This window comes from Nocardiopsis sp. NPDC101807 (assembly GCF_044766605.1).
GTDB classification, from domain to species: Bacteria; Actinomycetota; Actinomycetes; order Streptosporangiales; family Streptosporangiaceae; genus Nocardiopsis; species Nocardiopsis tropica.
Genome location: NZ_JBIWMK010000004.1, coordinates 255,423 through 279,095 on the forward strand (window position 1 = coordinate 255,423; position 23,673 = coordinate 279,095).

Annotated in this window: 19 protein-coding genes; 13 read left to right on the plus strand and 6 right to left on the minus strand. The window is 73.1% G+C overall.

Features of this window, described 5'->3' with window-relative positions:
* Window positions 1-491 precede the first annotated feature (491 nt).
* The 8 genes from ACIRPH_RS14100 (at window position 492) to ACIRPH_RS14135 (ending at window position 7,884) form a co-directional block, all read left to right on the plus strand.
* A complete protein-coding gene (locus tag ACIRPH_RS14100) occupies window positions 492-1,337 on the plus strand; it encodes an ABC transporter permease (RefSeq protein WP_402913863.1) in 846 nt (281 codons plus the stop codon).
* A complete protein-coding gene (locus ACIRPH_RS14105) occupies window positions 1,337-2,233 on the plus strand; it encodes an ABC transporter ATP-binding protein (RefSeq protein WP_402913865.1) in 897 nt (298 codons plus the stop codon). Before ACIRPH_RS14100 ends, ACIRPH_RS14105 begins: the two co-directional genes overlap by 1 nt.
* Window positions 2,234-2,469: 236 nt before the next feature.
* The gene (locus ACIRPH_RS14110) at window positions 2,470-3,441 is read left to right on the plus strand and encodes a hypothetical protein (RefSeq protein WP_402913868.1); all 972 of its coding nucleotides are present in this window, start codon (window positions 2,470-2,472) and stop codon (window positions 3,439-3,441) included.
* A gap of 92 nt (window positions 3,442-3,533) precedes the next feature.
* Window positions 3,534-4,181, plus strand: coding sequence for a DUF5941 domain-containing protein (locus tag ACIRPH_RS14115; RefSeq protein WP_402913871.1), 648 nt, complete (start codon window positions 3,534-3,536; stop codon window positions 4,179-4,181).
* A gap of 33 nt (window positions 4,182-4,214) precedes the next feature.
* Window positions 4,215-4,946, plus strand: coding sequence for a sugar phosphate nucleotidyltransferase (locus tag ACIRPH_RS14120; protein WP_402913874.1), 732 nt, complete (start codon window positions 4,215-4,217; stop codon window positions 4,944-4,946).
* 5 nt (window positions 4,947-4,951) lie between these two features.
* Window positions 4,952-6,001 carry an iron-containing alcohol dehydrogenase family protein gene (locus ACIRPH_RS14125; RefSeq protein WP_402914784.1) on the plus strand — a complete coding sequence of 350 codons (1,050 nt, stop codon included), beginning with the start codon at window positions 4,952-4,954 and terminating at the stop codon, window positions 5,999-6,001.
* Window positions 5,979-6,749, plus strand: coding sequence for a CDP-alcohol phosphatidyltransferase family protein (locus ACIRPH_RS14130; RefSeq protein ID WP_402913876.1), 771 nt, complete (start codon window positions 5,979-5,981; stop codon window positions 6,747-6,749). Before ACIRPH_RS14125 ends, ACIRPH_RS14130 begins: the two co-directional genes overlap by 23 nt.
* Window positions 6,750-7,053: 304 nt before the next feature.
* Window positions 7,054-7,884, plus strand: a complete 831-nt coding sequence (locus tag ACIRPH_RS14135; protein WP_402914787.1) for a glycosyltransferase family 2 protein — start codon at window positions 7,054-7,056, stop codon at window positions 7,882-7,884.
* 121 nt (window positions 7,885-8,005) lie between these two features.
* Here ACIRPH_RS14135 and ACIRPH_RS14140 read toward each other — a convergent pair whose 3' ends face one another.
* The 4 genes from ACIRPH_RS14140 to ACIRPH_RS14155 form a co-directional block, all read right to left on the minus strand.
* Window positions 8,006-8,611 carry a malonic semialdehyde reductase gene (locus tag ACIRPH_RS14140; protein ID WP_402913878.1) on the minus strand — a complete coding sequence of 202 codons (606 nt, stop codon included), beginning with the start codon at window positions 8,609-8,611 and terminating at the stop codon, window positions 8,006-8,008.
* Between the two features lie 89 nt (window positions 8,612-8,700).
* Window positions 8,701-9,873 carry a glycosyltransferase family 4 protein gene (locus tag ACIRPH_RS14145; RefSeq protein ID WP_402913881.1) on the minus strand — a complete coding sequence of 391 codons (1,173 nt, stop codon included), beginning with the start codon at window positions 9,871-9,873 and terminating at the stop codon, window positions 8,701-8,703.
* 273 nt (window positions 9,874-10,146) lie between these two features.
* Window positions 10,147-11,514 carry a nucleotide sugar dehydrogenase gene (locus tag ACIRPH_RS14150; protein WP_402913884.1) on the minus strand — a complete coding sequence of 456 codons (1,368 nt, stop codon included), beginning with the start codon at window positions 11,512-11,514 and terminating at the stop codon, window positions 10,147-10,149.
* 103 nt (window positions 11,515-11,617) lie between these two features.
* Complete coding sequence (locus ACIRPH_RS14155) at window positions 11,618-13,369, minus strand: glycosyltransferase family 4 protein (protein ID WP_402913887.1); 1,752 nt, start codon at window positions 13,367-13,369, stop codon at window positions 11,618-11,620.
* Window positions 13,370-13,599: 230 nt separating this feature from the next.
* On the opposite strand from ACIRPH_RS14155, the gene wecB reads away from it, so the two are divergent.
* The 3 genes from wecB (at window position 13,600) to ACIRPH_RS14170 (ending at window position 19,120) form a co-directional block, all read left to right on the plus strand.
* On the plus strand, window positions 13,600-14,712 hold the full coding sequence (gene wecB / locus ACIRPH_RS14160; RefSeq protein WP_402913890.1) for a non-hydrolyzing UDP-N-acetylglucosamine 2-epimerase: 1,113 nt from the start codon (window positions 13,600-13,602) through the stop codon (window positions 14,710-14,712).
* A gap of 333 nt (window positions 14,713-15,045) precedes the next feature.
* Window positions 15,046-16,839: a hypothetical protein gene (locus tag ACIRPH_RS14165; protein ID WP_402913893.1), complete on the plus strand. Its 1,794-nt coding sequence runs from the start codon at window positions 15,046-15,048 to the stop codon at window positions 16,837-16,839.
* Window positions 16,840-16,906: 67 nt separating this feature from the next.
* Window positions 16,907-19,120 carry a glycosyltransferase gene (locus ACIRPH_RS14170; protein WP_402913896.1) on the plus strand — a complete coding sequence of 738 codons (2,214 nt, stop codon included), beginning with the start codon at window positions 16,907-16,909 and terminating at the stop codon, window positions 19,118-19,120.
* A 41-nt stretch (window positions 19,121-19,161) separates the two neighbouring features.
* On the opposite strand, the gene ACIRPH_RS14175 is transcribed toward ACIRPH_RS14170, so the two are convergent.
* Window positions 19,162-20,448 (minus strand): sensor histidine kinase, encoded by a 1,287-nt coding sequence (locus ACIRPH_RS14175; RefSeq protein WP_402913899.1) that lies wholly within the window; start codon window positions 20,446-20,448, stop codon window positions 19,162-19,164.
* A 68-nt stretch (window positions 20,449-20,516) separates the two neighbouring features.
* Window positions 20,517-21,185, minus strand: coding sequence for a response regulator transcription factor (locus tag ACIRPH_RS14180; protein WP_017570862.1), 669 nt, complete (start codon window positions 21,183-21,185; stop codon window positions 20,517-20,519).
* Window positions 21,186-22,091: 906 nt separating this feature from the next.
* Between ACIRPH_RS14180 and ACIRPH_RS14185 the strand changes: the two genes are divergently transcribed.
* Complete coding sequence (locus ACIRPH_RS14185; RefSeq protein ID WP_402913905.1) at window positions 22,092-22,811, plus strand: hypothetical protein; 720 nt, start codon at window positions 22,092-22,094, stop codon at window positions 22,809-22,811.
* A 317-nt stretch (window positions 22,812-23,128) separates the two neighbouring features.
* Window positions 23,129-23,566 carry a hypothetical protein gene (locus ACIRPH_RS14190; RefSeq protein WP_402913907.1) on the plus strand — a complete coding sequence of 146 codons (438 nt, stop codon included), beginning with the start codon at window positions 23,129-23,131 and terminating at the stop codon, window positions 23,564-23,566.
* The last annotated feature ends 107 nt before the right edge of the window (window positions 23,567-23,673 follow it).

The following is a 23,673-nucleotide window of genomic DNA, read 5'->3' on the forward strand; positions in this document are numbered from 1 at the left end:
CCGCGGCGCTCGTCACAGGGCTCGTCCGGGGGCGCGTCCCGGGACCCGGCCGCCGCCGGCGGACCGCTCGGCAGGACGCGCCGGTCCCCGCCGGCGTCCGCGTGCGCAGGGCCTTCGGCCCCCGCCGGAACGGGACGCGCGCCCGGTTGCTCCCCGTAAAGGACGTGATCTCCGCCCTCGGGCCGAGGCTAGCGGACCGCCCCGGAGACACGGGGCGTGACCGCGCGCACCGGCCGCGGGGGGAGGGCTGGTTGGCGCGGCCCGTCGTCCACAGCGGTAACCTATGGACGCCTGTATGGCGTGCCCGGTCCAGACCTCCTCCGATGCGGTGGGAACCGGGCGCGGTCCGTGACATCCCCCGGTCGCCCGGACACGCTCCCCCGTTTCCGGCACATCCGGCGCGGGGTGGACCGCGCGTGTCGACCGGTGCGCACAGGCGAGACACGAACACGCCTGTCCGGCACCTCGCTGACCGGACGAGAAAACAACCCTTGGAGGTGGCGGTGGCGTCAAGGGCGCTGGCCGTCTGGGAGCACCGGAAGGTCGTCGGCCTCCTGGTCCGGCGCGACCTGAAGGTCAAGTACCAGCAGTCCGTACTGGGGTACGCGTGGACGATGTTGGAGCCCCTGGCTCTGACGATGGTCTACTTCTTCGTCTTCGGGGTGATCCTCAGCGCTGATCGCGGCATGCCGCCGGAGGCTCACGCCTACGGCGGCTTCGTGCTCTTCCTCGTGGCCGGGATCCTGCCGTGGACCACCTTCGGCGCGATCCTCAACGAGGCGCCGAGGGCGATGCTCACGCACTCCAAGCTGATCACCACGATGAAGGTGCCCCGGGAGATCTTCCCGATGGCCACGGTGGGCACGAAGTTCATCGAGTACCTCCTCACCTGGCCGGTGCTGCTGGTCTTCGTCTTCGCGCTGGGCGGCCGCTTCACCCTCATGGGCCTGCTGGTCTGGCTGCCGCTCGCGGTGGTGCTGACGTTCGCGTTCGGGCTCGGTGTGACCCTGTTCCTGTCGTCGGTCAACGTGCTGCTGCGCGACGTGGAGCGCCTCGTGCGGATCCTCAGCCGCCTGCTGTTCTACGGATCGGCGATCCTGTTCCCGGCCTCCATGGTCCTCAGCGCCGGCATCCCCGAGTGGCTGAAGACCCTCTACCAGCTCAACCCGCTGATGGGCATCTTCCAGATGCACCGCGCGGTGTGGTTCCCTGAGTTCGCGGAACTAACCCCGAGCACCCTCGCGTTGACCTCTTCGGTGGTCGGTTCGATCCTGATGCTCATCATCGGATACTGGACGTTCCGCCGCCTGGAGATGTCCGTCCTGAAGGAGTTGTGATGGCGCAGACCGACTACGGCGCCGGGCTGACCAGTGGGCCGGTCATCGAGGCCAAGGGGCTCGGCGTCAAGTTCGCCGTGAACCGCCGCCGCAAGCGCAGCCTGCGCGAGATGTTCATCCACGGCAGCAAGCGCGACCCCAACGCCGAGGGCGACGAGTTCTGGCCGCTGCGGGACGTGGCGTTCGAGATCAACCGGGGCGAGTGCGTCGGCATCGTCGGCAAGAACGGCACGGGCAAGTCCACGCTGCTCAAGCTCATCGCCGGGGTCCTGATGCCCGACGAGGGCGAGGTGCACGTCCACGGCAAGGTCGCGCCGCTCCTGGAGCTGCGGGCCGGGTTCAACGACAACCTGACCGGCCGCGAGAACGTGTACCTGGTCGGGTCCCTGCACGGGATGACCGAGAAGCAGATCGACGAGCGCTTCGACGAGATCGTCGACTTCGCCGAGATCAAGTCGAAGTTCATCGACACCCCGGTCCGGCACTACTCCAGCGGCATGAAGGTGCGCCTCGGGTTCGCGCTGATCTCGCAGCTGGAGCACCCGATCATGCTGGTCGACGAGGTCCTCGCGGTCGGCGACAAGGCCTTCAAGCGCAAGTGCTACGAGGCCATCGACCGGATGCTGGCCAACCAGCGGACGATGGTGCTCGTCTCGCACAGCGAGAGGGACCTGCGCCGGTTCTGCAACCGCGGCCTGTACGTCAAGGGCGGCGGGCTCGCCCTGGACACCGACATCGACGCCGCCCTGGCCGCGTACGACGAGGACACCAAGGCCGAGATCGCCGAGCGCAAGAAGCGCGACGCCGCGAAGAAGAAGCGCGCGGAGCAGGCCGAGCAGAAGATCGACGAGCAGGAGCCCGGCGAGGACGGGGCCGACGGCGGCGGGACCGCCTGAGCCGCCCCGCGCGGGTCCGCCCCGCCGCCCGGCCCGTCCCGGAAGGCCGTAGTGCGCATCGCCGGTGTGTTCCGGCGGTGCGCACGCCCCTTTCCGGGGTCCGGCCCTTCCGGGGTCCGCACGAAAGGCCCCTGCGGGGCCGGACCCAGGCTTAGCGGACACAAGGTGCGTGTCAGTGTTTGATTGGCTACGCACCGTAGGCGACGGTGTCACTCACCAAGTGTGGGAGGGCACCCGTGGTCTACGACACGGCGGCGCGGTCGGCCGCGCGAATGTTGGAGCGCAGACACGTCACCCGGGCCGGGATGACCAGGATCGGCGTCGTCGGGGCGGTCGGCGCCGCCGTCTGGTTCTCCCGGGCCGACGCGGTCGGCGGCCTGGCCGGCTCGGCCTTTCTGGCGGCGGTCCTGTTCTGCGACTCCGTGCGCGCGCGCATGCGGACCGACCGCGGGGACGCGCTCACCCTGTGGCTGGCGGCGATGCTGGCGCAGCTGCGGGAGTGCGTGGTCTACCTGGGCCTTGCCGCCGGCGCCGTCCTGGCGGGCCTCGGGGGCGCGTGGGGCTGGGCGGCGGGCGCGCTCGTCGCGCTGGCCCTGCGGGACTCGCTCCTGGCGGCCCAGGAGGCCCCCGTCGCGGCCTCCCCCGGACGGGACGTGAGGCGCGTCCCGCTGCCCTCCCAGGGGCGCGCTGGCGGCCTCCTGGGTGGATTCGCGCCCTACTGTCCCACCCGTCCCCCGCGCGACGGCGACCCCGGGCTGACGAGCCGGCTGCTCGGCGCCGTGGCCCCGGAGGCCGGTGCGGGGCCCGGCCGCGGGCCCCGGGCGAACGGGGTCCCGGGGACGGGCTCCGACGGCACGGCCGGTGCGGGGGTCCGGCCCGACGTGATCCCGCCCCGGCCGCGTGAGGCCGGGTCCGGCGGGCGCCGCACGGCCGGGAACGGCCCCCGCCGCGCTTCCGGACCGGTCCGGGGGCCCGGCGCGGGGGAGGGCGCGGACCGCGGCGCGCCGGACGCCCGGACCGGGGCCCCGGGGCCGGCCGCCGCGGTCCGGCGGCTCACGGCCTTCTCCCAGCCGACGCGCTTCCTGGTGATCGCCGTGACCGCCACGGTCTGGGACGCGCGGGTCGCCTTCGTCACCCTCATCGTGGGCTGCGCGATCGCCGTCACCGCGGAACTCGTCGACCCCACCGCGCGCGGGGTGCGCCGGTGAGCCGGAACGGGGCGGGTGCGACCGGGGCGCGCGCCGGGGGAGGGCGTGTCCCCACCACTCCGGACCTGCGAATTCTCCGTGATGACGGTCACATGGCCCACCTGCTGGGCCGGATCGCGCCCGGCGCCGTACCTCCCCTGCTGCCCGCGCTCGCCGGGGCCCTGGTCGTCGGAACACTCCTCGTGGCAGAGCGAGGACACTTGGCAGGCATTACCCTGTTCGCACCGGTCGCTGCCCTGCTACTGTCCGGACTGGCCTCCGGCCACCCCCACGACGGACGGTCCGACTGGCTCGTGCCACCCGTCCTCCGTGCCACGGAGTACACCTTTCTGGCGGTGCTGGGACTGGCGTCCGGCGTACCAGGTCCCCTGGTGTTCGTACTCTTGGTGGCAGTCGTCTGCCACCATCGCGACGACGTGGCACGCCCCCTGGCCGGCACGGCCAGACCGGCGTGGGTGCGCGGCGCGGCACTCGGGTGGGACGGCCGCATGCTCGCCGTCGCCGTCGGGGGCGCGCTCCACGCGCCCACCCCCGCCTACGGCATACTCGCCGGATACCTGGCGGTGCTGCTCGTGCGGGAGTCCGTGCGCACCTGGAGTGCGACACCGGTGACCGACGTGCGTACCACGACCACCGCTCCCCCCGGCGGTGGCGACACGGGCCCTGGAGATCCCCGGATCTCCCGACCCGGCAGCGGACACGGGGGCCAACCGGCCGCCGGAACGAACGGGGAGGCGTGACAGCCTCCCCGACACAAGGAGGAACACGCCCTCATGCTCGGAATGGTTCTCGCCGCAGGCGCGGGGCGCCGGCTGCGTCCTTACACCGACACCCTGCCCAAGGCCCTGGTGCCAGTCGACGGCGAGACGACCATCATGGACATCTCGCTGCGCAACCTGGCGGCGGCCGGGCTCACCGACGTCGTCGTCGTGGTCGGCTACCGCGCGGAGGCCGTCGAGGCGCGCAAGGAGGCCCTGGAGGAGCGCCACGGCGTCAAGCTCACCCTCAGCTACAACGACAAGGCCGAGGAGTGGAACAACGCCTACTCCCTGTGGACCGCGCGCGAGTTCTTCTCCGAGGGCGTCCTCCTGGTCAACGGCGACACCGTCCACCCGGTGAGCGTCGAGGAAACGCTACTCGCCGCCCGGGGACCGGAACTCCTCCTCGCGGTGGACAACGTGAAAAGCCTCGCCGACGAGGAGATGAAGGTGACCCTCGACGAGGGCGGCCACCTCAGGAACATCACCAAGCTCATGGACCCGGCCACCGCCGCCGGCGAGTACATCGGCGCCACCCTCATCGAGGGGTCCTTGGCCCCCCGCCTCGCCGACGCCCTCAAGGCCACCTGGGAGCGCGACCCGCAGCTCTACTACGAGGACGGCTACCAGGAGCTGGTCAACCGGGGCGAGAAGGTCGCCGTGGCGCCCATCGGCGAGGTGGACTGGGTCGAGGTCGACAACCACGACGACCTCGCCAAGGCCAGGGAGATCGCGTGCCGCTACTAGCCCGAATGCTCCCCTCCCCGCTGGCGATCGACGTGCGGCGGGGGGCGGTCTCCTCCCTCGGGACGCTGCTCGCCGACCGGCGGATCGCCACCGAGGGCCGCATCGCCGTGGCCGTCGGCCCGGGGCAGGGCGCGCAGATCGCCGCCGACCTGGACCTGCCCAACTGCGAGGTCTTCCACGTCGAGGAGGGCACCGTCGACGCCGCCACCGAGCTGGGCAAGAAGCTCCGCTCCGGCGCGTACGAGGCGGTCGCGGGCATCGGCGGCGGCAAGACCATCGACGTCACCAAGTTCGCCGCGACCATGGCGGGCATCCCCATGGTGGCCGTGGCCACGAACCTCGCCCACGACGGCATCGCCTCCCCCGTCAGCTCCCTGGAGCACGAGGGCGGCAAGCCGTCCATCGGCGTCACCATGCCCATCGCCGTCGTCATCGACGTCGACTACGTCCGCGCGGCCCCTCCGCACCTGGTGCGCTCGGGCATCGGCGACGTGGTCAGCAACATCTCGGCCATCGAGGACTGGGAGCTGGCCGGCCGCGTCAACGGCGAACCCGTGGACGGCATGGCCGTCACCTTCGCCCGGGTCGCGGCCGAGGCGGTCCTGCACCGCCCCGACTCGGTGGAGTCCGACGCGTTCCTCACCGTGCTCGCCGAGGGCCTCGTGCTCTCCGGGATGGCCATGTCGGTCGCCGGGTCCAGCAGGCCCGCCAGCGGCGCGTGCCACGAGATCCTGCACGCGGTCACCCAGCTCCACCCGGGCGTCAGCAACCACGGCGAGCTGGCCGGGCTGGGCGCGCTCTACGCGTCCTTCCTGCGGGTGCGGCACCTGGGCTGGTCGGAGGCGCGGATGAACGAGATCCGCGACTGCCTGCTCCGCCACGAGCTGCCCGTCGTCCCCTCCGACGTCGGCCTCGACGAGGCGGCTTTCGCGCGGGCGGTGGTCCACGCGCCGGACACCCGGCCGGGCCGTTTCACCATCCTGGAACACCTGAACCTCTCCGAGGACGAGATCGGACGGAGCGTCAAGGACTATGTCGAAGCCGTCGGTCGCTGAGGTCCGAGCAGGGGGCCAGCCCGCCGGCATCAAGGAGCGGACCAACGAGGAGCACTGGGCCGGCCGCCTCTACATGCGGGACATCTCCCCGTACCTGACGACGTTCTTCGTCCGGCTCCGCGTCCCGCCCAACCCCATCACCTACCTGATGATGGTGTTCGGGGTCCTGTCCGGGGTGGTCGTCGCGTTCGGCGGACTGTGGTCGGCCGTCCTCGCGGCGGTGTTCATCCAGGTCTACCTCCTGCTGGACTGCTCCGACGGCGAGGTGGCCCGGTACACCGGGCGCACCAGCGTCGCGGGCATCTACCTGGACCGGATCGGGCACTACGTGTCCGAGATCGCGCTCCTCATCGGCCTGGGCATCCGCGCCCAGGGCGAGTGGGAGGCGGGCGGCTGGGTGATCCTGGGCATGGCCGCGGCGATCGGCGTCGCCCTGATCAAGGCCGAGACCGACAACGTCGTGGTGGCCCGCGCCAAGGCCGGGCTGCCCGAGAAGGTCTCGGACGAGGCGATGCGGCCGCGCTCCTCCGGGCTGAGCCTGGCGCGACGCCTGGCCTCCGCCCTCAAGGTCCACCGGCTCATCCAGGCGGTGGAGCTGTCCCTGATCATCGTGGCGGCCGCCGTGGTGGACGCCTTCCTCGGCGACCTGGCCGCCACCCGCTTCCTGGTGGTGGCGTGCGCGTTCGTCGCCGTGGTGATGAGCTTCGCCCACTTCGTGAGCGTCCTCGCCTCACGGCGCCTGGAGTGAACCGCCGGCCGTCGCGCCGGTGAGCCGCCCCTCCCACGGGGCCGCGGTCGGGTACCCCGTCCACGGCCCCGTACACCTCCCTTTTATTCTTTCGTTAGTCTGTTTCTGCGAATGTTGGCGGGTGTCAACCTGCCAGCAGCATGTCGTCCACTGAACGGTCGCAAACATGGCCACACCCGTGATCCCACCCGCGTCTGACACCGCGACGTCCGCGGCTGAGGTCTCCCGAGCGCCAAGAGCCGAACGGAGCCGCGCCCAGGTGTCCGGTAGCAGCAAGCCCACACTTTCCTGCGTCCTGCTGACGATGGGCACCCGCCCCGCCGAGCTGCGCCGCGCGATCACCAGCGTGTTCGAGCAGGAGGACGCGGACGTCGAGGTCGTGGTGGTCAGCAACGGGGCGCAGCTGCCGGAGATGCCCGAGGGCGTGACCACGGTGCTCCTCCCGGAGAACGTCGGCATCCCCGAGGGGCGCAACCACGGGGTCAGGGCCACCGACGGCGACATCATCCTCTTCCTGGACGACGACGGCTGGTACCGCTCGACCGACCTGGCCCGCCACGTGCGGGAGCGGTTCGCCGCCGACACGTCGCTGGGCGCGCTGTCCTTCCGGATCGCCGACCCCGACGGCGGCCCCGACCAGCGGCGCCACGTGCCGCGCCTGCGCGTGGGCGACTCCCGGGAGTCGAGCGTGGTCACCACGTTCCTCGGCGGGGCCTGCGCCATCCGCCGCACGGCCTTCGAGGCCGGCGGGGGGCTGCCCGGCGACTTCTTCTACGCCCACGAGGAGACCGACCTCGCCTGGCGCATCATGGACGCCGGATACACGATCGAGTACGACGCCGACGCGGTCATGTACCACCCCGCGGTGGCGCCGACGCGGCACGAGAACTTCTACCGGCTCAACGCCCGCAACCGTGTGTGGCTGGCCCGCCGCAACCTCCCGTGGCCCCTCGCCTTCGCCTACCTCGGCACCTGGGTGGGGCTGACGGTGCTGCGCGAGCGCGACCGCGCCGCGCTGCGCTCGTGGTTCTCCGGGTTCCGCGAGGGCTGGCGCGAGGACGCCGGCCCGCGCACCCCGATCCGCTGGTCGACCGCGTGGCGGATGACCCGGGCCGGGCGCCCGCCGGTCATCTGACCCCGGACGGCGCCCGACCGCCCCGCCGTGCGCGGGGCGGCCGGAGCGGCTGGCCGGTCCGGACACGGCCGAGGGGCCGGACACCCGAGAACGGTGTCCGGCCCCTCGGCCGTGGTGCGGGTCAGATCTCGGTGAAGGTCTCCTCGAAGTCCAGGCGGGGGAGGCGGTCGAACCAGGCGTCCGGGCCGGGGTTGCCGATGTTCATGACGACCAGCGGCCGGAGGGGGGAGTCCTCGCCGAAGAACTCCCGGCGCACGCCCTCGGCGTCGAAGCCGGTCATGGGGCCGGCGGCCAGGCCGGCGGCGCGGACCCCGACGATCAGGTACGCGATCTGGAGCAGGGTGTTCTGGGCGGCCATGGCCTCGCGCGCCTCGGCGGGCATCCCGGCGAAGTTGTCGCGGGCGTCCGGGGCCACGGGGAACGTCTTCGGGAAGTGCTCGTGGAAGTCGCCGTCCGCGGACAGGATCAGCGTGAGCGGGGCCGTCGAGGTCTTCGGCGCGTTGTTGCCCGCCATGTGCGGGACGAGGCGCTCGCGGGCCTCCGGCGAGCGCACGACGGTGACCCGCAGCGGCTGGTTGTTCATGGCGGTCGGCCCGTACTTGACGAGGTCGTGGATCGCGCGCACCTGCTCGTCGGTCACCGGCTCGTCGGTGAAGGAGTTGGCGGTGCGGGCGTCGCGGAACAGGAGGTCCTGCGCGGCCTTGTCGAGAACCAGCGTCTCACTCATGTGTCATACCTCGGTTGCGCTCGTGATCAGGGAGAATGCCGAAAAGCGCTCGGCACGAGCAACAACCTGGTTGACTAGGAAGATATTTCTTAGGGCTGGTAGGTGTGGCTTCCCTCACGGACCCCTGTGCCCTGCGCCCCCCTCGGCAGGGGGACGACGGGGACCGGGCCGGCCGCCTCGTCCACCCATGCCTCCAGGCGCTTCACGAACACCCTGGCCTGGACCGGCCAGTGGTAGGACGCCTGCGCGATCTCGTGCCCCGTCCGGGCCAGCCGCTCGCGCAGCTCCCCGTCGCGCTTCAGCCGCAGTACCGCCTCCGCGGCGGCCGGCACGTCCCCGAACGGGACGACCAGGCCGGCGGGGCCCTCCGGGCGTCCCGTCACCAGGCCCTCCGCCATCGGGTTCGCCGTCGTCACGACGGGCAGGCCGTGCGCCATGTACTCCACGACCTTGGTCGGCATCGAGTGCCGGTAGTTCGGGGTGTCGTGCAGCAGGCTGACCCCGGCCAGGGCGCCCGCGCACATGCGCAGCGCCCGGTCGTTGGGCACGAACCCGTACCAGTCCAGGGCGTCCTCCTGCTGGGCCTCGCGGAGCATCGGCCGCACGCCGACGTCGGCTCCGCCGATGACCTCCAGCCGCACCCCGTGGGGGCGGAGCATCCGGCCGAGCTCCACCAGCTCGCGGGCGCCCCGCGCCATCGAGACGTGACCGAGGTAGACCACCCGGTCGTCCCCGGGGGCGCGGAGGGGGATCTCCGGCACCTCGGTGGTGTTGGGCACCACCGGGTGGTCGCACCGGAAGCGGGAGCGGTACCCCTCCTCCGCCAGCAGCAGCCGCATGCGGCGCTCCGCGCGCCGCTCGAAGGCCCGGACCACCCCGCCCAGGGGGCGCCGCAGCGGCTTGGGCACCCACGGCTTGGTGAGCAGGGCGGCGGCCGTGTCCTCGTGCACGTCCCACACCGTCACGGGCCGCTTCGCCGGCAGGGCCAGCAGCAGTTCGGGGTCGTGGAAGAGGATCAGGTCGGCGTGGGGCGCGTGCTCGGCGAGCACCGCGCGGGCGGCGCGCAGCGAGGTCAGCCGTTCGCGGCCCGAGGCGCGCGGCACGTCCACCGAGCGCACCTCGGCCCACGGGGTCACGCCGCACTCCCGGAACGGGGCCACATAGGTCACCGTGTGTCCAGCGTCCAACAGGGCGCGGATCTGCCTGTGCAGGATCCGAGCGTCCTCCGGGTGGTGCACAACCGTGGCCACAAGCGCGTGCATCGAGTTCACCTACCTGTGTCACCGAATGGGGCCATCTACGAAGATGATCCGCTTTGTGATGGCGATACGTGCTGTTCGACACGGTATTCACCAGCGGAAACGGGTCGAGGAAAGCGCGGTGGCCAGGCGGGGTGAATCGGGTGAACCTTCCAGGAGCGCCGGGTGAACACGACAAGGCACGCCGATGGACACCGTGGGTGTCCGCGTCGGCGTGCCGGTCAGGGGCCCGCGCGGGCCGGGAGCGGTTCGGGACGTCCCGGCCCGGGCCTCAGGTCACAGGACCTGGATCCCCTCGCGGCTCGGACGGCGTCGCGCCTGGGCGGGCACGGTCGCGGTCCCGGCCTCGGGGTCGGGGCGGCGCAGGACGCCGCGGGTGTCCAGGAGCAGTCGCGCGTACTCCTCCAGCCGCTTGGGGCGGTACTCGGCGTGGTCGGTGAGCAGGATCGTCAGGTCGGCCTCGGCGATGGCCTGGTCCAGGTCGGTGGACCGGGGCACGTCCACCCCGTCCACCTGCCACGACTCGACGTGCGGGTCGTGGTAGGAGAGGGTGGCGCCCTTGGCGGCCAGCTTGCGCGCCACCGGCCGGGCCGGCGACTCGCGCTGGTCGGCGATGTCGGCCTTGTAGGTGACGCCGAGCAGCAGCACCTTGGACCGCGACAGCGCCATCCCCGACTCGTTGAGGAGCTCCTGGGCCCGCTGGATGACGTAGGACGGCATCCGGCTGTTGATCTCCTGGGCCAGCTCGACGAAGCGGAACGGGTAGCCGAGGGTCTTGACCTTGTACGACAGGTAGTTCGGGTCGATCGGGATGCAGTGCCCGCCGACGCCCGGACCCGGGTAGAACGCCTGGAAGCCGAACGGCTTGGTGGCCGCCGCCGCGATGGAGTCCCACAGGTCGACGCCCAGCTCCTGGCAGAAGATGGCCATCTCGTTCACCAGGGCGATGTTGACGTGCCGGTAGGTGTTCTCCAGCAGCTTGGCCATCTCGGCCTCGCGGGTTCCGCGGGTGCGCACCACCGTGGCCACGAAGTTGCCGTAGAAGGCGGCGGCGGCCTCGCCGCACTCCTCCGTGAGCCCGCCGACGACCTTGGGCGTGTTGGCCACGCCGAAGGTCGCGTTGCCCGGGTCGATGCGCTCGGGCGAGAACGCCAGGTGGAAGTCGGCCCCGGCGACCAGGCCGGACTCCTCCAGCAGCGGACGCACCACCTCGTCGGTGGTGCCCGGATAGGTGGTGGACTCCAGGATGACCAGGGTCCCCGGCTGGAGGTGCGCCGCGATCGACCTGGCCGCGGAGGTGACCGCGCCCAGGTCGGGGCCGCCCTCGGGCGACAGGGGCGTGGGAACGCAGATGACGATGGTGCGCGCCGCCGCCAGGCAGGCCGGGTCCGTGGTCGCGGTGAACCCGTTCGCCAGCATGCGGTCGACGTCTTCCGACGAGAGGTCGTCGACGTGCGAGACCGCGCTGTTGAGGCCGTCGACGACTCGGTCGCTCACGTCGAGGCCGGTGACCTTCAGGCCCGCGGACACGGCCTCGGCCGCCAGGGGCAGGCCGACGTAACCGAGTCCGAGGACGACGAGGTCGCTGACCGCCGCGGCGGACTGCTCGGGGACAAGGGCTGGGTTGGAGGCTGCGGCATCCACTTCGTGGTCACACTCGCATTCATTTCGTGAACGGGCGCAAGTTTCGAGGACCGCCATTACTCAGTGCCCGGGGCGTCCGAGTGTAGGTAGGTGTTGCCTCTGCTCACGGGTTCTGGCCTGGTTCGGACAGTTTCTGAATAAGAACCCGATACGCCTGGTTGTAGCGGTATGCGGCCTCGGCCCACGTGCGATCGGCGCCGACGAGGCTGCGACCTGCGAGGCCGTAGGCGGCTCGCTTTTCATGACTGTAGGCGAGATTTGTCAGGACATCAGCTAGACGTGCCGATTCGCCCGCGGGAATTAACTCTCCAGTCACTCCCGGTTCCACAATCTCTCGCAACGCCGGAAGATCGCTTGCCACAACGGGAAGCCCGCCCGCCATGGCCTCCACGGGTTTCAGCGGCGTCACCACGCGGCACACCCGGTCGTCCCGGCGCGGCACGGCGAACACGTCCAGCGCGGCGTGGTGCGACCGCACCTCCGAGGCGGCCACCCGGCCGGGGAAGTGGGCGGCCCCCTCCAGTCCCAGCGACGCCGCACGGGCACGCAGGGAGGGCAGCTCCGGCCCGTCCCCGACGATCAGCGCGTGGGCCGGCTCCCCGCGCTCGCGCATCAGCGCCACGGCGTCCAGCAGCACGTCCAGGCCCTCGTAGCCGAAGCAGCTCGTGGTGGTCCCCACCACGAAGTCCGCCTCGCCGATCCCCAGGCCGGCCCGCACGCCGGCGCCCGGCGGCAGGGGTTCCAGGAACGACGCGTCCACCGCGTTGGGCACCACCAGGAGGCGCTCCCGGGCCACCCCGCGCGCCTCGATGTCCGCCCGCATCGCCTCGCCCAGGGTCACCACCAGGTCGGCGGCCAGCATGCACTCCGTCTCGGCGGCGCGCTCGGCCCGGTAGAAGGCGTCGTCCACGCTCCTGGACGGGTCGCGGGACAGCCACGACTCCTCCAGGAAGCCCCGCACCTCGTACACCACCGGCAGGTCGAACCTGCGGCCCAGCTCCAGGGCCAGGCGGGCGTTGTGGTGGTTGCTCGCCGCGTGCAGCACGTCCGGGCGCACGGCCTCCACCAGCTCCGACGCCATCCGCACCCCCACCGCCAGCTCCCCGGTCGCGTCGGCCGGGGCCGTCCACGGGATCAGCCGGTGGTAGGAGACGCCGTCCACCCGCACCAGCGTGCGCGGGTCCCGGACCCCCTTGGTGAGCGGGTACCCCGCCCGGGTGACCACGTGCACGTCCATCCCGGCCTCGCGCTGGGCCACCGCGATCCGGTGGGTGCGCTGGGTGTACCCGGCGTTGGTGTGCGGCAGGGCGTTCGTCACCAGGTGCAGCACCCGGAGCCCGGAGCCGGGGGCCGACGCGCCGTCCGCCGGGAGCCGGCGTTCACCGGCCGGGACCCCCGGTTCACCTGTTCGCGCCTCCGGTCGCCGAGCGTTCACCGTGTCGTCGGGCCGCGTTCGGGCACCGCGGGTTAACGTGATTCCGTGATGGTCAGCCGACGGGGACGGAGACGCGGGAACAGCGCGTCCCGTCGCCAGCGCCGTCCGGTGCTCAGCGGCCTCCCGGGCCGCACCCCGGGGGAGGCGTTCGACCAGTTCACGGGCGGTATCGGCATCACCCGCAGCCAGGCAGGCCGCCACCAGGCGGCCCACCCGGCGGGGCGAGGCCCCGTCCGCGGCGTCGAGCACCGCCTCGCGGGCCTCCGCGCGCCGGCCCTGGTCCCACAGGGCGTAGGCGCGGGCCCGGCCGCCCAGGCGGGCGGCCACGGAGCGTGCCGCCCGGCGCGGCGCGCCGGGCGCCAGCCGCAGCGCGAGCAGCGGCAGGCGCGCCGGGTCGGAGCGCAGGTGTCGCCAGGCCAACGACACGGTGAACGTCACCGCCCGCGGCCAGCGGGTGCGCGGACGGGGAACCTGGGTTTCGGGAATCTGGGTGTCATGCACGGTCAGTCACACAACCATGCGGACGTGACCACGTGGTGACACCACGGCGACACGGACGGGACGGCTCGGGCAAGGAACACCGCCCGACCCGGCGCGTCGCGCCCCTCGGCAACGATAAGAGCACTCCAACAGAAGGAAACGTGAGAGTCGTGGCAACGAGCGCCCCCCTTGGGAGCCAGGACACCGGGATCGTGCACGTCGTCGGCGCGCGCCCCAACTTCGTCAAGGCCGCGCCCGTCGTCTCCGCCCTTCGCGGGCGCGGAGCCCACCAGTCGGTCGTCCACACCGGACAGCACTACGACGACCGCATGTCGGCCGTGTTCTTCCGCGACCTCGGCCTGCCCACCCCCGACGTCGACCTGGGCGTCGGCTCCGGGTCGCACGCGGCGCAGACCGCCGCGCTCATGGTGGGCCTGGAGGAGGAGTTCGGCAGGCGCGAGCCCGGGATGGTCGTCGTGTACGGCGACGTCAACTCCACCGTGGCCGCCGCCCTGGTGGCCGCCAAGCTGCACATCCCGGTCGCGCACGTGGAGGCGGGCCTGCGCTCCTTCGACGACACGATGCCCGAGGAGATCAACCGCAGGGTCACCGACCAGCTCAGCGACCTGTGCTTCGCCACGAGCCCCGAGGCCATCGGGCACCTCGCCGCCGAGGGGATCTCGCCGGACCGGGTCCACCTGGTCGGCAACCCGATGATCGACACCCTCCTGGGCAACCTCGACCGCTTCGACGCCGACGCCCTGCGCGCCCGCCTCGGCCTGCCGGAGCGCTACGTCGCCGCGACCCTGCACCGGCCCGCGAACGTCGACGACCCCGACAGCGTGGCCCGCCTCACCGCCCGCCTCCACGAGATCGCCGACCTCGCCGACGTGGTCATGCCCGTGCACCCGCGCGGCAAGGCCGCCTTCGACCGCGCCGGGCTCGGCGACCACCCGCGGGTGCGCCTCCTCGAACCCCTCGGCTACCTCGACTTCGTCGCCCTCACCCGCGGAGCCGCCGCGGTGGTCACCGACTCCGGCGGCGTGCAGGAGGAGACCACCGTCCTCGGGGTCCCCTGCCTCACCCTGCGGCCCAACACCGAACGGCCGGTCACCATCACCCACGGCACCAACCAGCTCGTCACGGAGGCCGATCTCCTCCCCACCGTCACCAAGGTCCTGCACGGACAGACCCCCGAGCGGATCGGCGACGACACCCCGCCCCTGTGGGACGGCCGGGCCGGGGAGCGCATCGCGTCCGTCCTCACCCAGTGGTCCCGGTGACGCCGATGCCGCACGCACGACGGCCCGGCCCGGTCCCCCCGCCGAGGGAGGGCCGGCAGCGCTCCGCCCCGATCCCGTCCCCGCGTCCCCGCCGCGACGGCCGCCGCGTCGTCCCGGTACCCGCGCAGCGGTCCAGGTGATCCCCCATGGCACACTCCCACCCGTCCTCCCCCGTCCCGTCCAGACGTCCCGCCCGGCCCTCGACGCGCCTCTCCATGGGCATCCGCACCCGGCCGGGGAGCCGCCGGGAGCAGCACCCGGCTCCGTCGGACACGACACGCCCGACGGACGCGGTGGTTTCGCCGATCCGACCAGAACGCAAGGTGGCAGACCGTGAAACGGCGTGAACAGAGCCAGACCGAACAGCTCAAACAGGCCCTCGCCGAGCGCGACGCCCAGCTCCAGGAGGCGCGCACCCGGCTCGCCGCCGTGGAGGACTCCACCTCACTCCAGGTGGGGCGTGCGCTCACGGCCGCCGCCAAGCGGCCCGGCCGATCCCTCGTCAGACTCCCGCGAGACCTCTACCGGCTCTGGCGGCGCAGCGGCACCACCCAGCACGTCCAGCGCCGCCGCCCCGGCGCCGAGCCGGTCCGCTCCTTCGACGCCGACCGCCAGGAGGCCAGACTCCTGAGCGGGATGGCCGGGAACAGCGAGGACCTGCTGGTCGTCGCCACCGTGGTCGGCTCCGCCATCCAGGACGCCGTGTCCCCCTACCTGCACTCCGTTCCGCTGCGCCCCCACGACGCCCAGATCGTCATGGACGGGGTGGACGTCGACCTCGTCCTGGTCTCGGCGTCCGCCGCGGCCGCCGGGTCGCCGTGGGCGCACGTCGGTGACCCGGCCGCCGCCGACCGCACACGCGCCCTGCACTGGGTCCTGGAGTCCGCCGCCGCGCGCGGCATCCCCACGGTGCTCCTCGAGGACGCCCCGGCCCCGCCCGCCCTGCGGGAACTCGGCTTCGACCGGGTCCACCGCGGGGACGCCGGGGTCCCGCTGCACCTGTTCAACCCGGTCGCCGCCGACCTGACCCCCGGTCCGAAGGCCGTGTTCGTCCGGGAGACGCCCGACGCCCCCGTCCCCGAGGTGCTCACCGAGCTCGACGCGGGGGTCGTGGACGCCGACTCGCCCGGTCTCGCCGACGCCCTGCGCGCCGCCAACGTCGCCGTCGTCCCGGCCTTCCCGGCCGACGACGCGCGGCTCCGCCGCCGCGCCTGGGCGTGCGGGGCCGGCGTCATCACCCACTCCCCGGTCCCGCACGCGGCCAACCCGCACGCGGAGGCCCTCGCGGTCTCCGTGCCGCGCATGCGCGCGGAGCGCGTCACCCCCTCCGCGATGCGCCTCCGGCTCCGCGAGGTCTTCCTCCAGGAGGCCACCCCGGTCCGCCTCGCCGAGATCCTGGGAGACCTGGACTTCCCGCCCGGCACGCCCGGCTCGGAGCTGCCGCTCCGCGGCCGCTCCGTCGCCGTCCTCGCCGACCCCGCGGGGGAGGCCGAGGCCGACCTGCTCGCCGCCGACCTGACGGGGGCCGTCCTGCGGCCCACCGAGGTCGTCGTGCCCCACTCGGCGTCGCGCCTCCCCGGGATCCAGCGCCTGCGCGCCGAGGGCATCACCGTGCGCACCGTCCGCTTCAGCGCCCCGGACACGCCCGAGGAGCTCACCCGGAACACGCCCGGCGCCCCCGTCCCGCGCGTCGGAGGGCTCGGCCCGGACCGCTGGGCGGCGCTGGCCGAACGCGCCACCGCCCCCTGGGCCCACCTGTGGAACGGGCCTCTCAGCCCCACCAGGCTCGCCGACCTGGTGTGCGCCGTGGAGTGCTCCGACGCCGACGCCGTCGGCGCCAGCGCGGGGGACGGCGCCGGGCCCGGGAGCCCGCTCGACGGGGCCGGGGACCTCGGCTTCTTCGACCGCCCGGACACGGGGGCGCCGCAGTACGTCTTCGTCAGCGAGGTCGTCCCGGAACTCGCCCGCACCCGCCTCCTGCGGCGCGGCTGGAACCCGGACGAGTGGAACCGGCGCGGCACGAGGCTCCTGGCCCTGGGCCCGGACAACGGCCCCGCCGGCCCCGACGCCGACGACGAGGACGCCGTGTACAACTCCACGGACGCCTCCACCGGTGCCGTCGGTTGAACCCCGACCCCACCGACAGCGCCGTCAGCCCCGCACGGGCCACCAGAAAGCATCCGAAGGGAAGAACGTGAGCACACCTCCTCCGCGCGCACTCTTGTACGGGGACGTGGACCTCAACATCATCGACGGCTCCGCTGTCTGGGCGCAGTCGATGGCGCAGGCCCTGGCCGCCGCCGGATGCGAGGTCACCCTGCTGCTGAAGGCACCCGTGCGCACCGACCGGCTGACCGAGCCCCTCACCAGGGTTCCCGGGGTCCGCCTCCTGCGTCCCTACGAGGACAAGCTGCTCCCGGACCTGGGCCCGCGCGGGCTCACACCGGAACAGGCCGTCACCCTGCTCACCCGCCAGCACGAGCGCAAGCCGTTCGACCTGGTGGTGGTGCGCGGACGCCGCCTGGCCGGGCTCGCGGCGCAGGAGGACGCTCTGGCGGGCAGGCTGTGGACCTACCTGACGGACTTCCCCCACAGCGTGGGAGAGCTGTCGGCGACGGCCACCGCGGAACTCACCCAGATCGCGGTGGCGTCCCGGTTCCTGCTCTGCCAGACGGAGGAGCTGCGGGCCTTCCTGGAGTCGTCGGTGTCGGCGGCCTGCGGCCGCTCGGTGCTGTTCCCGCCCGTGGTGGTGGTCCCCGAGGACGTGCGCGCCGACGGCGCCGTCCACGCCCGCGCGCGCCTGGCCTACACCGGCAAGTTCGCGCCCGCGTGGAACACCCTGGAGATGACCGCGCTCCCCGCCGCACTGGCCGCGCGGGGCGTGGACGCCGAGCTGGTGATGATCGGCGACAAGATCCACGCCGAGCCCGCTGACTGGGCCAAGCGCATGCGCAAGGCGCTGGAGGGCACCCCCGGGGTGGACTGGCGCGGCGGCATGCCGCGCGCGGAGGCGCTCCGCCAGGCCGCCGAGTGCGGGTTCGGGATCTCCTGGCGCGACCCCTCCATGGACGCCAGCCTGGAGCTCTCCACGAAGGTGCTGGAACTGGGCGCGCTCGGCCTGCCGGTGGTGCTCAACCGCACCCCCATGCACGAGGCCATGCTCGGCGCCGACTACCCGCTGTTCGCGGGGGCCGACGTCGAGTCCGTCGCCGAGGCGGTCGCCCGCGCCCACCACGACCGGGCCCTCTACGCCGACGCCGCCGCGCGCTGCCGCGACGCCGCCGCCGGCCACACGCTCGAACGGGCGGCCGAACGCCTGCGCGGCTACCTCACCGAGGCCCTGCCGCCGGCTCCGGCCGGGGTCGACGCAGAGCGGCCCCTCAAGGTGGTCGTCGCCGGCCACGACATGAAGTTCTTCACCCGCCTGGCCGAGTACCTGGACTCCCTGCCCGGGCTGGACGTGCGCATCGACGAGTGGGAGGGGCTGAACAGCCACGACCAGTACCGGTCCCGCGAGCTGGCGGCCTGGGCGGACGTGGTGATCTGCGAGTGGTGCGGGCCCAACGCCCTGTTCTACTCCAAGTGGAAGCGCCCCGACCAGCGGCTGGTGGTGCGCCTGCACCGGTTCGAGCTGTACGCGGAGTGGCCGCGCAAGCTCGACATCGACAAGGTCGACGCCGTGGTCTGCGTGAGCCCCCACTACGCCGACCTCACCCGGGAGCTGACCGGCTGGCCCGCCGACAAGGTCGTCGTGGTGCCCAACTGGGTGGACGACGAGCAGCTGGACCGGCCCAAGCTCTCCGGCGCCGAGTACTCGCTGGGCATGGTCGGGATCGCGCCGTCGCGCAAGCGGCTGGACCGGGGCCTGGACGTGCTCGCGGAACTGCGGCGCATGGATCCGCGGTACACGCTCTCGGTCAAGACCAAGCAGCCGTGGGACTACTGGTGGATCTGGAACCGGCCGGAGGAGCGCGCCTACTTCGAGCGGGTCTACCGGCGGATCCAGCGCGACGAGCGGCTCGCGGCCGGGGTGGTGTTCGACCCGTTCGGCCCGGACGTGGCGACCTGGCTGCGCCGGGTGGGGTTCATGCTCTCCACCAGCGACGACGAGTCGTTCCACCTGGCCCCCGCCGAGTGCGCCGCCTCGGGTGGCATCCCCGCGCTGCTGCCGTGGCCGGGCGCCGACACCATCTACGACCCGCACTGGATCCACGACGACGCCGTCGCCATGGCCGAGTCCATCCACGAGACGGTCAGCGGGGGCGGGTTCGCGGCCGAGGCCGAGCGGGCGCGCACCGAGGTGACCAAGGCGTACGGGCTGGGCAGGGTGCGCTCGCTCTGGAGCGACCTGGTGGTGCGGGGCAAGGTGCCGGACCCGGCGCAGGAGGCCGCGCCCGCGGACGCCTGAACCCCGGGGCCGGTGCGCCCGGCCCCGGTGGTCGGTACGACCTAGACCGGGCCGGTCATCTTCGACAGCCCGCCCGCCCCCGCGGGCAGGAACAGCGCGAAGGTGGTCGGCCTCGTCTGCACCAGCTCGATCCGGGCCCCCTCGGACTCGGCTATGTGTCGGGCCAGGGCCAGCCCCAGGCCGGTGCCGCCGCCTCCGCTGACCTCGCGCTCGAAGATCCGCCCGGACAGGTGCTCGGGCACGCCCTCGCCCTCGTCGCTGACCTCGATGCGCACCGACTGCCCGGTGTCCAGGCGCCGGATGGTCACCGTCCCGGCGCCGTGCTTGTACGCGTTCTCCACCAGGGTGGCGATGATCTGCGTCAGGTCGGTGGGGACGGTCACCGCCGTCAGCCCCGAGACGCCGGTGATGACCAGCTCGCGCCGCTCCTGCTGGAAGACCGGCTGCCACTCGGCCTGGAGGTGCTGGAGGACGGGGTCGAGCTCGACCGCCTCCACCTCGGGGTTCTGGCTCTTGCGCGCCCTGCCGAGGAGGCTCTCCACGGTCTCCACCAGGCGTTCGGTCTGGGCGAGGGCGGCCTCGCCCTCCTCCCGGACCACGTCCGGGTTGCCGGACTCCGCGATGATCTCCTCCAGCCGCATCGTCAGCGCGGTGAGCGGGGTGCGGAGCTGGTGCGAGGCGTCGGTGGCGAAGTGGCGCTCGGTGGCGATCAGCCCCGCGATGCGCTCGGCGCTGCGGTCCAGGACCTCTGCCACCCGGTCGGCCTCGGGGATGCCGTAGCGGTGCCCCCAGGGCGTGGTGACCCCCGAGCCGAGGCGTTCGGCGGTGGCGGCCAGGTCCGCCAGCGGCAGCGTGAGCCGCCGCGCCTGGAACATGGACAGCCCCACGGCGACGCCGATGGCCAGCAGTGACAGCGAGGCGATGCCCAGCCAGGCGCGGACGACGCTCTGCTGCACCGTCTCGGCGCTCGTCCACACCTCGACCAGCGTTCCCCTGCCGGTGGTCGCCGTGGCCTTCTGCAGACCGGGCGCGCCGGGGTTCTCCGGGTCGAGGGCGGGGTCCCCCGCCGTCGCCCCCGAGGGGTCGCCCGCCGGTGTGATCCGGATGAACCGGGCCGGGTGGTCGCGGTCGAACTCGTCGGGGTAGAGCTGCCCGTGGACCTCGAGCATGGTGTCGCTCTCGGCGCCGATCAGCTCCGCCTCGCCCTGAAGCTGGCGGCTGCTCTCGTCGTGCACCAGTTTGTACGTGAGAGCCCCGAGGGGCAGCCCCAGCAGCATGACGGCGATGACGGTCACCACCAGGGTGGAGAAAACCATCCGCCTGCGCATGTCACCTCACGTCCGTCCGACCCCGACCGGGCCGACCGGCGCTGAGCGCGTCGGACCCCACGGTCGTGTCAGTCCCGCTCGAACCGGAAGCCCACGCCCCGGACGGTGGTGATGTACGAGGGCTGGTTGGCGTCGTCGCCGAGTTTGCGGCGCAGCCAGGAGATGTGCATGTCGAGTGTCTTGGTGGAACCCCACCAGTTGGTGTCCCACACCTCGCGCATGATCTGTTCGCGGGTCACCACCTTGCCCGCGTCGCGGACGAGCACGCGCAGGAGGTCGAACTCCTTGGTGGTCAGCTGGAGTTCGCGTTCGCCCAGCCAGGCGCGGCGGGAGTCGTTGTCGATCCGCACGCCGTGCACGACGGGCACCTCCGCCCCGCCCCGGCGCAGCAGCGCGCGGACGCGGGCGAGGAGTTCGGCGAGGCGGAAGGGCTTGGTGACGTAGTCGTCGGCGCCCGCGTCGAGGCCGACGACGGTGTCCACCTCGTCGGCGCGGGCGGTCAGGATGAGGATCGGCGTCCCGTGGCCCTCGGCGCGGAGCCGACGTGCCACCTCTAGCCCGTCCATTTCGGGCAGCCCGAGATCCAGGACCATCAGGTCTATGTCTCCCGCACGGGCACGGTCGAGTGTCTCAATGCCGTTGACGGTCACGTCCACCGTGTAGCCCTCGCGACGGAGTGCGCGCGCGAGAGGCTCGGAGATCGAGACATCGTCTTCGGCCAGCAAAACGCAGGTCATGTTGTCGATCGTAGGTCCGGGGTCGCGCATTTCCCTATTATGCGCGCCGGATGTCCCAAGGTTGGCTGAAAATACTCTAATCCCATACCGTGCAAATGGTTCGATTTGCTCTCATGAGACTTTTCTTTGCACTTAGTTGTTGAAACTGGGAGTCTTGGTCGTACGCGCGCCCCGGGAGCGGTTCCCGGAGCCGTGCGCACGCCCATGCCTCCCCCCTGAAGGTCACTCCGAATGGGAAAGTGGGAGGATTCATAACAAAAGGGGTAGTAAGGCGTCGTGAAGCGGGTGGGAAGCCCCGTCGGCGCCCGCCCGCCCCGGCAGTCCCACCGACGAACCCGCCCGAGCCGGCGTCCCCCGACAGCGAGGAGTCTGTACGTGAACCCCCACGACGAACACGGGCCGGACGGCGTGCCCGGTACTCCGCCGCGCGGAACCGAGGGGGCGGAGGGGCCGCCGGGCGCGCAGGGCCGCCGGGAGGCCCCGGACCGCCAGGACGTCCCGGGGGCGCACGGCCCCCCGGGGAACCAGGGCCCGACGGAGGGCCCCGGAACGGACCGCCGCGCCGAACCTCCCGGCGGGCCCGGCGCCGACGGGGGCCCGCCGCCCGGCCCCGGTCCGGGACCAGGCCCCCAGGAGCCGCGGTTCCGGCCGCCGCCACTGCCGCCGACGCCGCCGCTCCAGGGGCAGCCGGCCGGCGGGCCGCCCCTGCCGGGGGCGGGGCGGGGGCAGGGCCCCGGGGAGCACCATGCGCCCCCGCACGGACAGGTTCCGCAGGGGGTTCCGGAGGTCCAGGGGTACCGAGGGCCGCAGGGGGCTCCGGGGTTCCAGGGGGCGCAGGGGTCTGAAGGCGCTCATGGGCAGCAGGGCTTGCGGTGTTCCGCCGGGGCGTCAGGGGCCCGGGGGCCTGTGGTCGGCCAGGGCGTGCAGGGCTTCCCGGGGGGACCGGGGGCCCCGCAGGACCCGCCCTCCTCCCACGGGCCGCAGGGGCCGTTCGGTCCGGCCCCCGCCCGGCGGTCCCGGCCGGGGCGCTACGGCGCCGGCCTCCTGGCCGTCCTCTCCGTCATCGCGGTCCTGGCGGGCGCGTCCTTCCTCGGCGGCGGCATGGCCCTGGCCTGGAGGGTGACCGGGGGCGCGGCGGGGGTCGCCGCGACCGAGCCCTCCGGGGAGCCCGGCGGGGAGGCATCGGAGGAGGGGGCGCCGACGCCCGCGCCCTCCCCCGAGGAGGCGCCCCCGCCCACCGGGGAGCCCCTCCCCACGGACGAGCCGTCCGTCGGGGCGGAGGAGCTCATCACCGCCGAGGACCTGGTCGTCGAGTTGCGCCGCGACTTCCCCATCGAGGCGCGGGTGGACGTCACCGACGACATCTGCACGGCGGAGAACGAGGAGGAGAACCCCTTCCAGTGCACCTCCGCCGTGGACACCAACCTGATGCGGGCGATCGCCTTCGACGGCGCCGGGATCGCGATGTTCGCGGCCATGGCCCTGGAGGAGAGCGAGGACAGCACCGCCGCCGACGTCCAGGAGGCCTGCCACTTCGTGCTGATCTGGTTCGACGGCGACGCCATGGACCAGGGCGAGCGCGACGACATGGCCGAGGCGACCCGGGAGGCGGCGGGCTGCCCCTGACGGGAGGGCCGATCCGCTGCCCGGGGCGGCGGATCGGGCCGTCCGCCGCCCGGGCGGGCCGACCGGGGCGGAACGCCCGGGAGGGCGGTCCACGCCGGAGCGGCCCGGGCCGAGTGCGAGGGGTTCGTGTCGTTGAGTGGTGCATGGAATACTCTGCGTGACAATGGTGGCGTTGGCGGGGGTTGGCCTGGTTTCAGGTCCCCCCGCGTCCATTCCACCAGGACCACCCGGCCCGGTGCCAGGTCCCACCGTCTCCTGTGGACGACGGTTCCGTGACGCCGCGGCGGTGCCGGTCCCGGAAGACGCGAGGAACGGCGATGGCACACAGAGGCATCCTGAGAACGGCGACGGCGGTACTGGCGCTCGCCCTCCCCACGGCACTGGCGGCGCCGGTCGCCGCCGCGGCGGCGGACCCGCCCCCGCAGGAGACCGCCGCCGAGCCCGGGGACCACGGCGCGTCCGACGTCCACGTGGTCCCGGGCTCCTACTCGGTCCGCCACTACTACTCCACCTGGCGGGAGGCCCGCACCTACCGGCAGCGGGACACCGAGCACCCCACGGGGACCGTGCTGCCGACCGGGCGCCACTACTTCTTCTGCCAGACCGAGGGGCAGCCCCACTCCGACGGGGACGGCCGCTACTCCACGTGGTGGGTGCTCACCGACGACAGCGCCAACCGGGACGTCTTCGTCAGCGCGACGGCCCTCCGGGGCGCCGAGCCCTGGAAGCCGGTCGCCGGCCTTCCCGGCTGCTGACGCCCCCCGCGGGGGGGGGGGGCGCCGCCCCCCCCCCCCCCCCCCCCCCCCCCCCCCCCCCCCCGCCCCCCGCGCCGGGCCCCCCCCCCCCGCCACCCCCGCGCCCC

Coding starts and splice junctions, on each gene's coding strand:
- ACIRPH_RS14105 (WP_402913865.1), top strand. CDS start 1,337: ATGGCGCAGACCGACTACGGCGCCGGGCTGACCAGTGGGCCGGTCATC.
- ACIRPH_RS14115 (WP_402913871.1), top strand. CDS start 3,534: ATGGCCCACCTGCTGGGCCGGATCGCGCCCGGCGCCGTACCTCCCCTG.
- ACIRPH_RS14120 (WP_402913874.1), top strand. CDS start 4,215: ATGCTCGGAATGGTTCTCGCCGCAGGCGCGGGGCGCCGGCTGCGTCCT.
- ACIRPH_RS14125 (WP_402914784.1), top strand. CDS start 4,952: ATGCTCCCCTCCCCGCTGGCGATCGACGTGCGGCGGGGGGCGGTCTCC.
- ACIRPH_RS14130 (WP_402913876.1), top strand. CDS start 5,979: ATGTCGAAGCCGTCGGTCGCTGAGGTCCGAGCAGGGGGCCAGCCCGCC.
- ACIRPH_RS14135 (WP_402914787.1), top strand. CDS start 7,054: ATGGGCACCCGCCCCGCCGAGCTGCGCCGCGCGATCACCAGCGTGTTC.
- ACIRPH_RS14140 (WP_402913878.1), bottom strand. CDS start 8,611: ATGAGTGAGACGCTGGTTCTCGACAAGGCCGCGCAGGACCTCCTGTTC.
- ACIRPH_RS14145 (WP_402913881.1), bottom strand. CDS start 9,873: ATGCACGCGCTTGTGGCCACGGTTGTGCACCACCCGGAGGACGCTCGG.
- ACIRPH_RS14175 (WP_402913899.1), bottom strand. CDS start 20,448: ATGCGCAGGCGGATGGTTTTCTCCACCCTGGTGGTGACCGTCATCGCC.
- ACIRPH_RS14180 (WP_017570862.1), bottom strand. CDS start 21,185: ATGACCTGCGTTTTGCTGGCCGAAGACGATGTCTCGATCTCCGAGCCT.
- ACIRPH_RS14190 (WP_402913907.1), top strand. CDS start 23,129: ATGGCACACAGAGGCATCCTGAGAACGGCGACGGCGGTACTGGCGCTC.